We start from the raw sequence: 14,126 nt of genomic DNA, 5'->3' as shown, positions 1-14,126 counted from the left end.
GAGTGAGATAAACGTTTTTAAATAACAACCAGTCGGTGGGCTCCATGACAAAAGTGCTAGTGGTCGATGATGAACCGAACATCGTCCTGTCGATTGAATTTTTAATGGAGCAGGCAGGGTTTGATGTCATCAGCGCGCTGGATGGCGAACAAGCCCTTGAGTGTGTGGCGGCCAACGAACCAGATGTTGTGTTACTGGATATTAGCCTTCCCGGGATTAGCGGGTTTGATGTATTGGAAGCACTACGCAGCCATACCGCTACGGCACAGCTGCCGGTGATTATGCTCACCGCCCATGGCCGTGAAGCGGAGCGTGAAAAGGGCTTTGCGCTGGGCGCTAACGCCTATATTACCAAGCCATTTTCAACACAGGCGCTGGTTGAGAAAGTGCAAACCCTGCTGGGTGAGGAAACCTCATGACGCCAAAGGCACTGCCTAAACGGCAGCGTTTGGTGGGTGCCTGGCTACTGCTTAGCGGCTTGAGCCTCTTGGGAGGGGCTTTCTTTGCTGCTTGGCTGGAAAGCCAGTTGAACGTGACGGGTGGCTATCGGCTTATCCTCTGGGCAGGTTGCTTTTCAGGCGGCATCACACTTTTCTTAGTGGGCTTGCTGCTTGAACGTCTGCTTTTTACGCCGCTACGCAGTCTGCAAGCACAGCTTGCCCGACTGGCCGCCAACCCTGATACCGAAGACACTTGGCCCCCGCAAGGCTGGCTGAAGGGCCTGGCACCTGATCTACGCCGGGTACAAGAGAGCTGGCACTCGGACCGTCATTCATTGCATAAGGCCCGTGCCGAGGGCGCCCAAAGCGCAACCCGTATCCGTAAAGCGCTTGAGGCGCTGCTACAGGTGCTGGAAACGCCGCTTCTGCTTTACGATAAGCACCGCCGTTTAATGCTGTTCAACCAAGCGGCTGAGCGCTTTTTTGTGAATACGCAAGGCTTGGGCTTGGGTAAGCGTCTGGAAGCCCTATTGCCGCTTGCAAGCTTGCAACAACTCCTTGAGCAACTGCCCGCTAATGGCACTCCGCGTGAGCTTTTGGTGCCGTGTGATCAGCGCTGGTTAAAAGTCATTATCCGTCGGGTGCCTGAAAGCCAAGGTGAAACACTAATAACCTGCAGCGATGCCACGGCGGCCTGGGCCAGTGAACGGGGTGAGCGGGCCGATCTTGCACGTATGCTCACACCTCTTCGCCAACATACGGCAAGCCTGGTAACCGCGACGGATGCACTCAGCCAACTGCGTCAATCAGCGCATGAAAGTGGCTCGCTTGCTCAGCGGCTGGAGCAAGTAGTGCGTGAAGAGAGTAGCGCCCTTGGTGAAACAGTCGCCAACGTCAGTGAACTTGTTGAAGCCATGCAGCAACAGGGTGAGCGGCTTACCTCAATATGGTCCAATGACTTTTGGCAGATGCTGGATGATTATCTGGACCCTGCCCACCGCCTGATCACCCCCATTGGAATGCCAGTCTGGTTTAAAGGCGATGCCCCTGCATTGATGGCTCTTTTTGGATCGCTGGTTAAACACCTGAGTGATTACATCACGGGTAGTGTGTTTGAAGGCGAAGTGTCGCTTAGCCCGAAACACACCTACCTCGACCTTGTATGGAAGGGCAAACCGATACCCGAGAGCGAGCTTACCAAGTGGCTGATGCACCCCCTGAACACGCTCCCCTTGAGCCCAAGTGCGGCGGATGTATTGCGCCAGCACGCAAGCGATGCCTGGAGCACGCAAGACACCGACGGCCAGCACGCACGCTTGCGACTACCGCTTCTTGGCGTGGCGCAAAATGCGGCTCCGCGCTCTGCGCCACCTCGGCCAGAATTTCATGATTTTGGTATCGCAGACTTGCCCTCTCCCGATACCACGCTCGCTAATTGCGCTCTGCGTAGCCTGGAACTGGTGATTTTTGATACCGAAACAACCGGGCTTGAGCTGCGCAGAGGCGATACAGTGATTAGCCTCGGCGCCTGTCGTATTGTGAATGGGCGCTTATTAGCCAGCGATGTGTTTGATCACTACGTTAATCCACACAAGCCGATTCCTGCCGCCAGTACCGCGATTCATGGCATCACAGATAGCGACGTTAACGAAGCTCCGCGCCTGGAACAGGTGCTACCACAATTTCGTGATTATATTGGAGAAGCTGTCCTGCTCGCCCATAACGCTTCGTTTGATATGCTCGCGATCAGTCAGAAAGGTGTGCTATTCGACATGCCCGTACTGGATACTTTATTAATCTCCCGTGCGCTTGATGAAGGACTCGATGGTCATGACCTGGACAGCCTGGTAAAGCGGTATGGTTTGACACTGCCACCCGGCCTTCGCCATACGGCACTGGGCGATGCTCGCGTAACTGGCGAGCTCTGGCTTGCATTACTGCCTCGTTTGGAAGCACGCGGAATTACCACTCTTGAGCAGCTACTCGCCTTACAAGCCAGTGCGTTTGATAAAGAGGATGCCAGCGCCTCATGATGCCTTCAAATTCACGCTACCGAGAACGCTTACTTGGGCTAGTCACCCTGGCACTGATGCTTTTCTGTCCGCCACTGCTTCTAGTGATTGATCGCCTGCCCTCGGTAGGTATCGGTTGGCTACCCCTTTATCTTTTCTGCAGTTGGGCGTTCATCATTGGCCTGAGCGCATGGCTGATGGAACCTACTAAAAGGCGATAATCATGCGAACGGATGCGCTGATACTAAGTGCGGTGTTCGGCTATTTAGGCCTGCTTTTTCTAGTAGCGGCCTGGGGCGACCGCCGGGCGGTGCAAGGCCGTTCTATTATTAACTCACCAACGGTGTATGCGCTTTCTATTGCCGTTTACTGTACGGCATGGACGTTCTACGGCAGTGTCGGGCGCGCGGCGCAGTTTGGCCCAAGTTTTTTACTTATCTATTTAGGGCCAACGCTTGCGATGATGCTATCGCCTTTTATCATCCGCAAAATGGTGCGCATTGCCGCACGCCAACGGCTCACCTCCATTGCTGACTTTATTAGCGCCCGCTATGGCAAAAGTGCCAGTCTTGGCGCGCTGGTGGCGCTCATATCGCTGATTACCATTACGCCGTATATAGCCCTACAGCTAAAGGCCATTACGGTGAGCCATGCGGTACTCATTAGCTACCCACAAAGCGCTGAGTCGATTCTCTATAACGAGCGTTTCTGGATGGACCGCTCCTTGTGGGTTGCTTTGGTACTGGCCGTTTTTATTATTTTATTCGGCACACGCCATCTGGATGCCAGCGAGCGTCATGAAGGCATGGTAGCGGCTATTGCGCTGGAGTCTATTGTCAAACTGGTGGCTTTTCTAGCGGTGGGGATTTTTGTTGTCTTTATCCTGTTTGAGGGGCCAGGTTCGCTATTTACTCAGGTCGCCCAAACGCCTGCCTTAAGTCAATTAATGCACCTGGAAAGCGTTCCAGGTGGAGCAACCGGCTGGGTAGGCATGTTGGTCCTTGCTTTTCTGGCATTCCTAACCCTACCACGTCAGTTCCAGGTGCTGGTGGTTGAAAATATCGATGAGCGCCATCTTGCCAGGGCCAGTTGGCTATTCCCCCTGTATTTACTCCTGATTAACCTATTTGTGATCCCTATTGCCCTGGCCGGTTTACTGCTCGATGCGGGAGACCCAGACAGCTTTGTGCTGACCCTGCCGCTTTCTGCGGGGCTTGAAGGGCTTCCCCTGCTGGTCTTTATTGGTGGGCTTTCTGCGGCAACGGGCATGGTCATTGTTGAAACCATTGCGCTCTCCACTATGGTCAGCAACCAACTGATCATGCCGCTCTTGCTACGTTTTAAGGCGCTGCATACAGACAGTAAAGGCGGGCTTGCCCGGTGGCTTTTAAGAATACGCCGGGTCGCTATCGTACTTATCTTGCTACTCGGCTATCTCTACCACGCGCTCATCGGCGACTCCTACAGTTTAGTCACCATCGGCCTGGTATCTTTCGTCGGCGCGGCACAGTTCGCACCGGCCCTGCTAATTGGCCTTTATTGGCGTGGTGCTACCCGGCTGGGGGCAGTGTATGGCTTAATCGGTGGATTCTTCATGTGGGGCTACACCCTGCTCCTGCCTGGGTTTGCTCAGTCCGGATGGCTGGATAGCGCACTACTCACCGAAGGCCCTTGGGGTATTGGCTGGCTGACGCCCTATGCGCTTTTTGGGTTGGAAGAATGGGATATTTATACGCACTCCCTTCTCTGGAGCATGTTTGTCAACGCAGGTCTGTTAGTGAGCATTTCACTGTTTACGCGTTCCACCCCGCTTGAACAAACCCAGGCCGCCCTGTTTACCGAGGCGCTGCACCCCAACCTGCCCACCACTTCGCTTCAACGTGGCCAAACAACGCAAGGTGCTCTGCATGAGCTATTGGTGCGTTACTTAGGGCTTAAAGCGGCGCAGCAGGTTTTTTCAACACACACCCAAACCCTTAGTACATTGCAAAAAGACCAGCCTGCCGCTGATGAACTTATCATGCGCGCAGAACAGGCCTTGGCGGGCTCACTGGGTAATGCGTCAGCGCGCGTATTGATCAACTCGGTGGTTCGCGGTGAAGCACTCGACATTGAGTCATTGCTCAGCATGCTGGACATCACCACGCAAACGCTGGAGTACAACCGTCGTTTAAAACAGAAATCGGATGAGCTGACGCGAATCGGCAAGGACTTACAAAGCGCCAATGATCGACTCCGTGAACTGGACCGTTTAAAGGATGAGTTTGTAGCGATGGTGAGTCATGAGCTGCGCACCCCGCTCACCTCCATTCGCGCATTTGCAGAAATCCTGTCAGGTTCTCAGGCCGTTCCCGAGGAAAAACGACAGCACTTTTTGCACGTTATGGTACTTGAGAGCCAACGCCTTTCACGGCTGATCGATGAAATTCTGGATCTTGCTCGCCTGGAGAGCGGCCGTATGACGTTTGATGCAAAAACGCTGGATCTAGCAGCGCTTACCGACCATAGCCTTGAAGCGATTGCGCGACTACAAGAGCAACGTAATGTCCACCTTGAAATCACTATCTTAGAACGACCCGCCAACGTTATTGGCGACCCGGACCGGCTGGAGCAAATTATTATCAACTTGCTGGATAACGCGAGCAAATTTGCCGACCCGGCAGACCCACACGTCTTGCTGCGCTTGTATAAACAGAATCAACACGTTTATTTATGCGTCGAAGATAATGGCGCAGGCATTGAGCCAAGCGCACGTGAACATGTATTCGAGAAATTCCACCAGCTACAACCGGGCGATACGTCCACCGGTGGTCGCCCTAAAGGCAGTGGTTTAGGCTTACCTATCAGCCGGGCAATTGCTGTTCACATGGGTGGCAGGCTTTGGGTAGAGGATGCCCAAGTACTCAAGGGCGCCTGCTTTGTGTTGACACTACCAGAAGCAGAGCCTAACAAAGGCACGCCTGCGCCTTAGGCGCTTGGCGTTTGCTGGTTATCCGTCACTGTTGGCTCACTGCCCGCATGACGAGGGTCAGGCTTAAACACTTCATCGCCCACTTCATCAATAAAACGTTGTGCCTTGGTCACCATCATGGCGTCGCAAGCATCGCGACCAGGCAGCATATCGGAACGCTCAAAGCGAAGTTCACGCGGCTCACCATTGCTATCAGCCTTACTAATCCAACCGCTGACGCGATATTGACCGCTTTGTTGATCGGGCTGAGAAACGATCGAATAGCCTTTGTATTCCACCGGTTCCGCGGCATTGGTGACCGCCTTAGTGGCCGACTTACTGCCGCCACCCAACAGTCCTGAAAAGAGCTTTTTAAACATACGGGCTCCTCGCGTTAGAAAAAAAGCGGCAGGAAAACCCTGCCGCTTTTGATCGGAATTAGCTCTGCTGACGACCTTTGCCAGCGGCGATCCGTAAACGTAATGCATTCAGCTTGATAAAGCCTTCCGCGTCTTTCTGGTCGTAAGCACCGGCGTCATCTTCAAACGTTGCGATGGACTCGTCGAACAACGACTGCTCGGACTTACGTCCTACTACGATGGCGTTACCTTTATAGAGCTTCATGCGCACAACGCCCGAGACGTTTGCCTGCGTCTCATCGATAGCGGCTTGCAGCATGCGGCGCTCGGGGCTCCACCAGTAGCCGTTGTAGATCACTTCTGCGTATTTCGGCATTAGCTGATCTTTGAGGTGGGCTTCTTCACGATCAAGCGTCAGCGATTCAATGGCACGGTGGGCACGCAGCATGATGGTGCCGCCAGGTGTTTCGTAGCAGCCACGCGACTTCATGCCCACGTAACGGTTCTCTACGATATCCAGACGGCCAATGCCGTTATCACCACCTACTTTATTGAGCTTCTCAAGCACTTCGTGCGGCTTGTGCGCTTCACCGTCGATGGCAACGATATCGCCTTTCTCGAACGTTAACTCAACATACGTAGGCTGATCCGGGGCGGCTTCAGGCGATACGCTCCAACGCCACATATCGTCCTCAGCTTCGGCCCACGGGTCTTCCAAAATGCCGCCTTCGTAGGAGATATGCAGCAGGTTGGCGTCCATGGAGTACGGCGATTTCTTCTTGCTGGAGAAGTCGACCGGGATATTATGCTCTTCGCAGTAAGCCATCAGCTTTTCACGAGACGTTAGATCCCACTCGCGCCACGGCGCAATCACTTTAACGCCAGGTTTCAGTGCGTAACCGCCCAGCTCAAAGCGCACCTGGTCGTTACCTTTACCGGTTGCACCGTGAGAGATAGCGTCGGCGCCGGTTTCATTGGCGATTTCGATCAACCGCTTGGCGATTAGCGGGCGTGCAATGGAGGTGCCCAGCAAATACTCGCCTTCATAAACGGTATTGGCACGGAACATGGGGAAGACATAGTCGCGTACAAACTCTTCGCGCAAATCTTCAATGTAAATTTCTTTAACACCCAGTGCCTGTGCCTTCGCGCGTGCCGGCTCGACTTCTTCGCCTTGACCGATGTCGGCAGTAAAGGTCACTACCTCGCAGTTGTAAGTTTCTTGCAACCACTTAACGATTACAGAGGTGTCCAGGCCGCCTGAATATGCCAGCACAACCTTTTTGACATCGGACATTCTTTGCTCCTTGTTTATAAAACCGTTTATAAAAACCACGTGTGTGAAACGACGCTCACCAGCGAATACGGCGCCTTTAAGCGCACAACGTATCAAAGTAAACGCCAAGTATAGCGTTCTCTATGGCTAGCGAATACCGTCAGCGACGCCTTATACAGAAAGCTGCTAGAATCACACCATCCAGGAGGCGGCTTACCGCCCATTTTTGACGATTACTCGCTGTACTAAGGAGAGCTGCATGAGCGAGGCAATTGCCCGCGAATTAATGGCCCAACGTTTTCGCAGTTATCTGCCGGTTGTCATTGATTTAGAAACGGGCGGCTTCAATGCCCACAGTGATGCCGTGCTTGAAATTGCAGCCGTCACGCTCACCATGGACCCGGAAGGAAACCTACTGCCTGATGCGACCTACGCTTATCACATTCAACCCTTTGAAGGGGCCAATGTCGAACAGTCAGCGCTGGACTTTACCGGTATCAATCTGGATGACCCACTACGCCGCCAGGTAGCGCTCAGCGAAACAGAAGCGCTGGGTGAAATTTTCCGCCCTATACGCAAATCTATAAAAGCCCATGGATGTTCGCGCGCCATTTTAGTCGGCCACAATGCGGCGTTTGATCAGGGGTTTCTTAACGCTGCTGCTAATCGCTGCAACGTTAAACGTAATCCGTTCCACCCTTTCTCAAGTTTTGACACCGCGACGCTGGCAGGCCTTGTTTACGGCCAAACCGTACTGGCCCGAGCCTGCCGTGCGGCCGGTATCGAATTTGACAATAAAGCAGCACACTCAGCACGCTACGATACCGAACGCACGGCGGAGTTATTCTGCGCCATGGTTAACCGTTATAAAGACTTGGGTGGATGGCGCCTGGCCCAACGAGAGCAGGACATGGACGACGGTGAATAACCCGTTGGCTGGATGCAGTGACGTGGGCTTTACGCTAAACTTCGCCACTTTACATGCACTGTTGATGAAGGCGTTCAACGCTTTCTGTGTGCTTTATTTTTTCGCTTTTCAAAAGATGAGACGTTTCAATGGCTCAGTATAATGCCTTTTACGCCCAGTCAGGCGGCGTTACCGCCGTTATTAACGCCAGCGCCTGCGGCGTTATCGAAGCATGCCGACAAGCTCCCGAACAAATTGGCAAGGTATACGCGGGCCATAACGGCATTATTGGCGCATTAACCGAAGACCTCATTGATGTTACTCAGGAAAGCGACGAAGCGATTGCCGCATTACGCTATACGCCCGGCGGTGCATTCGGTTCTTGCCGCTATAAGCTAAAAGATATCGATACCCATCGCACTCAGTACGAGCGTTTAATTGAGGTATTTAAGGCACATAACATCCGCTACTTCTTCTATAACGGTGGTGGCGACAGTGCCGACACTTGCCTGAAGATCTCTCAACTTTCAGAAAAGCTGGGCTATCCACTAACCGCTATTCACGTGCCTAAAACCGTGGATAATGACCTGCCGATTACCGATAACAGCCCAGGTTTTGGTAGCGTTGCCAAATATATTGCCACCTCTACCCGTGAAGCCTCTCTCGATATCGCCTCCATGTGCGCAACATCGACCAAAGTCTTCGTGCTTGAAGTGATGGGGCGCCATGCCGGCTGGATTGCAGCGGCGGGCGGATTAGCCGGTGAAGGTGAAGGTGAACCGCCTCACTTGATTATTTTCCCCGAGATCGCCTTCAACCGTAAAGCCGTCATGGCGCGGGTTGAGGAAAGCGTGAAACAGAACGGCTACTGCGTCATCGTGGTATCAGAAGGCGCTCGTTATGAAGACGGCACCTTCCTGGCCGATGCAGGCAATACCGATGCCTTTGGTCATCGCCAGTTGGGTGGTGTTGCGCCTACGCTTGCCGGCATGATCAAGCAGGACCTGGGCTACAAGTATCACTGGGCCGTCGCTGACTACTTACAGCGTGCAGCTCGCCACTTGGCCTCGAAAACAGACGTTGAACAAGCCTATGCGGTTGGCCGTGAAGCCGTGACGCTCGCGCTGGCAGGCAAGAACTCGATGATGCCCGCGATTCGCCGCATTTCTCAATCACCCTACCAGTGGGATGTTATTTCCGCGCCGTTGGCCCAGATTGCCAACCAGGAAAAGTTTATGCCGCGCGATTTTATCAGCGAAAGCGGCTTTGCGATTACCCAGGCATGCCGCGATTACCTCTCACCGTTGATTCAAGGCGAAGACTTCCCGCCCTTTGAGAACGGCTTGCCCAAAGTGGCTAAGCTGAAACTTGCCAAAGTGGACCAAAAACTCCCCACGTTTACGCTATAAGGTGCCACCCCTTTTCGGGGTTGCCAACGGCGGTAACCCAAACGGGCGATGATTATCTCATCGCCCGTTTTTTTAGCTAGCACATCACCTTAATAGCCACGAAAGTACCAATAACAGCAGCAACACTCCGGCGACGCCTTGCCAGAAATGACGACGTGGCTCCTGGCGAGTGTCCTCTTGAACAGGTAAACGGCCTAGCGGAACTCGCAGTGCATGTAGAAACTCTGACTGACGCCTAAAGCGCAGCGCACGCTGTGGGTCCAATGCACGCCGTAAGGCATCATCCAACTCTTGGGTAATTTCCGGGTTATGAGTTCGCGAGCTGCGATAGCTAAGTTCTTCTAAATCCGTATGACTGCGCAACTTGTTCGGGGTAAGTTGGTAAGGTAGCTCTCCGGTTAACAGCCAGTAGACGGTTGAAGCGAGGGAGTACTGATCGCTGCGACGGCCAATGCTATCTTCCAATGCATACTCAGGTGCGGTGTGTTCGTTAAAACCAATTTGGCGCAACAGCTCACCTGAATGCCGGTGACCGTCGACCTCACGCATATGGCACGCGCTAAAATCGTTGAGCATCAGCTTACCGTGGCTATCAATTAAAATATTATCCGGCGTAATCTGCTGATGAATAATGTCGCGGTGGTGCAGCGCCTGCACGGCCTTACCCAATTGATTTGCGATATCCAATCGCTGGACAAGGCTGGCCTGAGGATGCCGCTCGGCCCACTGGCGCAACGTGTCCCCTTCAACATGCTGCATCAAGTAGTAAAGATAGCGGCGTGGTCTTGAGGGCTTTACGACCTTAGCGATAAAAGGCGAATTAACCCGCTCAACGATCCACTGCTGAAGCAGGAAATGCTCCAGATAGGCATTACGGAGCGATAGCTCAGGGCTTGGCGCCTTCATTGCCATTTCACGCTCGGTATGCACGTCTCTTACCCGATAGACACGAGACTGCGCATTACGCGACAGTACTTCTATTACTTCCAACCCATCAAGCCGCTCGCCTGGCGCAAGTTCAGGCGGAATCGGCAAATCACCGTAAATCAGCCCTGGGTCGTCCGGTGACTCTTCCGGCAACTCATCAATACGCACCAATTGAAAGCAAAATTGATCCCCTCCGTAGCCTCGCTCTTGAGCGCGCTGCTTAGCTTCACTGGCCAGGCGTTCGCAAGCCGCATCCAAGTCACTGGCGTCCTGGCGAATCAAGCGTACATAGTCGGAAGGCAACAGCGTACCGCGCACGCCACGTGTGGTGAACAGAAAAATATCGCCCTGTTTAAGACCCAGATGGGTATAGTCGATGTCCACACTGCCATCCATTCCCAGCGCCCGGGACGGATAGTGGTAGCCACCAATATCGGTCACATGGTCTCGCGTCAGCTGCTCAAACTCAGCGCCTCGCAAGCGAAACACCAGCGTGTCCCCCATATGAAACAGGTGCGCTTCGCACTTACGAAAGACAACCACCGACATTGAGGAAACAAAGCCACCCTCTTTTACATGCTGGCTTTGGCTGTAACACCAGCTATTGAGTGCACGTAGCACGCGTGTTGCTGACGTTTTAGTATCCCAATGGTCAGGTGTAGAAAAGTAATCCGCTAAAAAGCCACGCACACTTAAATCACCCGCCTGTTTGGCCAGCGTATTGCGCGACACAGAGTCGCTGATAACGGCGCAGCCCCCTTTGACCTTTAATAGCGGTGCATCAGGGAAACGCACCGACATGGAGCTGCGATGCAAACGTCGGTCAGGCGCAACAAACGCTTGACCATAACTGATCAGCAACTGGGCATGCCCCACTCATCCTCCTTGGCGAACCGCTCAACAGAATTTCATGACAAAACTTCATGACAGAATTTCATGACAAAACTTCATGGTCGCTATAATACACGCAACGGCTTTACTGCGATGCCCACCAAACGTCGCGACCACTGCGATAAAAGCAAATTACCGCTACCATTAAGCGATAGCGTCGGCGCTGCGCCCATGTTGCATTGGCAATCGCCCAGCCATCTTCGTATAATTCCCGACTATTCGTGCAACGCATCAATTGCTTAGCCACTGCAACACCCAAGAACTTCTAAGGACTCAACGATGAACTTCGATAACATCCCAGCCGGAAAGGATTTGCCGAACGATATTTACGTGGCGATCGAGATTCCTGCGAACCACTCGCCTATCAAATACGAAATTGATAAGGATATGGGCGCACTATTGGTTGATCGTTTTATGGCGACCCCAATGTTCTACCCCGCCAACTACGGCTTTATTCCCCATACGCTGGCTGATGATGGCGATGCACTCGACGCCTTAGTAGTAACACCGCACCCGGTAGCGCCTGGCAGCATTATTCGTGCGCGCCCCATCGGCATCCTGAACATGACCGATGAAGCAGGTGAAGATGCCAAGCTGGTATGCGTACCACACCCCAAACTCAGCACGCTTTATGATGACGTACAGGAAGTTACCGACCTACCCGAGCTTCTGCGTCAGCAAATCGCCCACTTCTTTGAAAACTACAAAGACCTTGAAAAAGGCAAGTGGGTAAAAGTTGAGTCCTGGGAAGGCGTTGAAGCAGCGCGTAAAGCTATTGAAAAATCAGCGGCCGCTTACCAAAAGGCGTAAGTGAACTAAACGCGCTGTTTTGTCTCTATTAAGAAGGCCGCCAATAGGCGGCCTTCTTATTACACCCACTAGCCATTTTTTTATCACTGCGCGTGGATCTTTCACAAGCGCTACCAAGCGCTCGTTCCATATTATGCGCCATGTTAATGCGGGTGCTTTTCAGCCATATCGCCGTTAAGGATGTATCGTGTTATCCGTCAAACGATTAGGTTTATTCTGGCTACTCTGCTGGCTACCATTATTCGCCCACGCACAATGGTTTTCATCCAGCAGCAACAATCAGTTTCTGCCCGTAATGGAGGCATTTCAGCCTACCGCTTGGCACGATGGCGAAACACTTTATATCGGCATTCAAAGTGCTGAAGGCTATTACCTTTACCGACATCAGTTTGACGTTAAAAGCCAAACGCCTTCTGTGGCACTGGGTAGCCCTGCTCTACCCGAAGGCACCTTTACCAATGACGAATTTATGGGCGATGTCTACACCTTTCGCGACATACTGGTGTTTGAGACACCGCTTGAACACGTTTATTCAGGCCCCATCGACATTGAGCTTACCTTTCAAGGCTGCGCCGATGCCGGGCTTTGCTACCCACCTGAACAGGTACCGCTACAGGCCGCTGAGTCACAGCCGCCTGCTCAATATGCCCAATGGTTAGCCGAAAACAGCCACCCATCAACAGGCGTTGCCGCGCCTGCCCAAGCGGCGAGCAGCGCTGAGCCGGAAAACCTCAACACTTCTCGTCAAGCGCTGAACACACCGCAAAGTGCCGACAGCCGCTTTAGCGCCTTACTAAGCGAGGCAAGCCTGCCGCTGGCCTTGGGTCTTTTCTTTATTGCCGGGCTGGGTTTAACATTTACGCCCTGCGTTTTACCCATGATTCCCATTCTTTCCTCGATCATCGTTGGTCAAAATCCAACTAAACCGCGTGCGTTTGTTCTTTCGGCAAGCTATGTGTTGGGCATGGCGACGACCTACGCCGTTGTCGGTGTCTTAATGGGACTCTTTGGGGCAGGCCTAAACTTGCAGGCCCGCCTTCAGTCGGCGCCTGTATTAATAGCGTTTGGATTACTTTTCACGCTGTTTGCGCTCGCCATGTTTGGCGCTTTCGAGTTACGTTTCTCGTCACGCATGACCCACAGCATCGAGGCATGGCAAGCTCGGGCACAACGCAGTGGCCCGGGTGGGCTCGCCCTGGCAGGCGCGCTTTCGGTACTGGTGGTATCGCCCTGCGTTACCGCACCGCTTGCCGGTGCATTGGTCTTTATTTCCTCTACCGGCGACGCTGCTATTGGGGGCGCGGTTCTCTTTGCGTTGGGTCTTGGCATGGGGTTACCGCTGCTACTGGTAGGCACGCTGGGCGTTACCCTACTGCCACGAACAGGCGCCTGGATGAACGGCGTTAAGACCGGCTTTGGTTTATTACTGCTGGGTGTGGCCATTTGGATGATCGAGCGTCTTGTAGCTGGGCCTGTAGGGCTCTTGCTCTGGGCAGCACTGGCGATAGGCAGCGCGCTGGTGCTGGGCGCGTTACGTCTGAACCCACCGTCAGGTTGGTCGCGTGCGCGACAAACGCTGGGATTGATGCTGCTTGCCTGGGGGGTTGCCCTCGTTTTGGGCGCAGCTCAGGGCAATAATAACCCGCTTCAACCGCTGCGCTTTTCCCATAGTGCTACAGCCACTCAAGAAACGGCGCTTGATTTTGTAACCGTGGATAGCCTGGATGAACTACGCTCAGCTCTTGCTCAGGCAGACAGTGCCCATCAACCCGCCTTTGTCCATTTCACCGCTGACTGGTGTATTTCATGCAAAGTGATGGAGCGTGAAGTTTATCCAGACCCACGTGTTATTGAGGCGTTGGAAGGCTTCACGCTAATTGCCGTCGATGTCACCGATACGACCCCTGAAAGTAGACAGCTACTTAACCAGTACCAGCTTTTTGGGCCGCCCAGCCTGCTGTTCTTTGATCAAGGTGCAGAAATACGCCCAGCGCGGATCCAAGGGGAGGTCACCGCCAACGCGCTTGCAGAGCATCTTTCATCCTTAAAACAGTGGCTATTAAGCTAAAAGCCTGAACTTTATTTGTACCCTGGGGGCAATTGTTGAGTACCGATAACAGCATGCTCTTCGCTAAACGGTAAAGA

General features: G+C 53.3%; 11 protein-coding genes. 8 read left to right on the top strand and 3 right to left on the bottom strand.

Going from position 1 to position 14,126, the window contains the following annotated elements; all coding sequences use genetic code 11:
• Positions 1-44: 44 nt before the first annotated feature.
• The 4 genes from INT20_RS02200 to INT20_RS02185 are packed head-to-tail and all read left to right on the top strand — an operon-like array spanning position 45 to position 5,423.
• Positions 45-419, top strand: a complete 375-nt coding sequence (locus tag INT20_RS02200) for a response regulator transcription factor (protein ID WP_172116528.1) — start codon at positions 45-47, stop codon at positions 417-419.
• Complete coding sequence (locus INT20_RS02195) at positions 416-2,473, top strand: 3'-5' exonuclease (protein ID WP_193056378.1); 2,058 nt, start codon at positions 416-418, stop codon at positions 2,471-2,473. The genes INT20_RS02200 and INT20_RS02195 overlap by 4 nt, the downstream gene beginning before the upstream one ends.
• Positions 2,470-2,673: a hypothetical protein gene (locus INT20_RS02190; protein ID WP_172116526.1), complete on the top strand. Its 204-nt coding sequence runs from the start codon at positions 2,470-2,472 to the stop codon at positions 2,671-2,673. Before INT20_RS02195 ends, INT20_RS02190 begins: the two co-directional genes overlap by 4 nt.
• Before the next feature lie 2 nt (positions 2,674-2,675).
• Positions 2,676-5,423 carry a sensor histidine kinase gene (locus INT20_RS02185; protein WP_193056377.1) on the top strand — a complete coding sequence of 916 codons (2,748 nt, stop codon included), beginning with the start codon at positions 2,676-2,678 and terminating at the stop codon, positions 5,421-5,423.
• Here the strand turns inward: INT20_RS02185 and INT20_RS02180 are convergent.
• Positions 5,420-5,782, bottom strand: a complete 363-nt coding sequence (locus INT20_RS02180; RefSeq protein WP_193056376.1) for an HlyU family transcriptional regulator — start codon at positions 5,780-5,782, stop codon at positions 5,420-5,422. The two genes, INT20_RS02185 and INT20_RS02180, sit on opposite strands and share 4 nt — an antisense overlap.
• 58 nt (positions 5,783-5,840) lie before the next feature.
• Complete coding sequence (locus INT20_RS02175; protein ID WP_193056375.1) at positions 5,841-7,058, bottom strand: argininosuccinate synthase; 1,218 nt, start codon at positions 7,056-7,058, stop codon at positions 5,841-5,843.
• A 238-nt stretch (positions 7,059-7,296) separates the two neighbouring features.
• Here INT20_RS02175 and rnt point away from each other — a divergent pair, with 238 nt between their 5' ends.
• Positions 7,297-7,965 (top strand): ribonuclease T, encoded by a 669-nt coding sequence (rnt, locus tag INT20_RS02170; RefSeq protein WP_193054355.1) that lies wholly within the window; start codon positions 7,297-7,299, stop codon positions 7,963-7,965.
• Between the two features lie 128 nt (positions 7,966-8,093).
• Complete coding sequence (locus tag INT20_RS02165; RefSeq protein ID WP_087105555.1) at positions 8,094-9,353, top strand: 6-phosphofructokinase; 1,260 nt, start codon at positions 8,094-8,096, stop codon at positions 9,351-9,353.
• Between the two features lie 84 nt (positions 9,354-9,437).
• On the opposite strand, the gene INT20_RS02160 is transcribed toward INT20_RS02165, so the two are convergent.
• Positions 9,438-11,156, bottom strand: coding sequence for a bifunctional protein-serine/threonine kinase/phosphatase (locus tag INT20_RS02160; protein ID WP_193054357.1), 1,719 nt, complete (start codon positions 11,154-11,156; stop codon positions 9,438-9,440).
• Positions 11,157-11,450: 294 nt separating this feature from the next.
• On the opposite strand from INT20_RS02160, the gene ppa reads away from it, so the two are divergent.
• Together ppa and dsbD are read left to right on the top strand one after the other, a co-directional pair.
• Positions 11,451-11,981, top strand: coding sequence for an inorganic diphosphatase (gene ppa / locus INT20_RS02155; RefSeq protein WP_087105558.1), 531 nt, complete (start codon positions 11,451-11,453; stop codon positions 11,979-11,981).
• A gap of 187 nt (positions 11,982-12,168) precedes the next feature.
• A complete protein-coding gene (gene dsbD / locus INT20_RS02150) occupies positions 12,169-14,049 on the top strand; it encodes a protein-disulfide reductase DsbD (protein ID WP_193056374.1) in 1,881 nt (626 codons plus the stop codon).
• Positions 14,050-14,126 lie beyond the last annotated feature (77 nt).

Source organism: Halomonas citrativorans (assembly GCF_014898005.1).
GTDB classification, from domain to species: Bacteria; Pseudomonadota; Gammaproteobacteria; order Pseudomonadales; family Halomonadaceae; genus Vreelandella; species Vreelandella citrativorans.
This window is presented reverse-complemented; position numbering and strand designations above follow the sequence as displayed.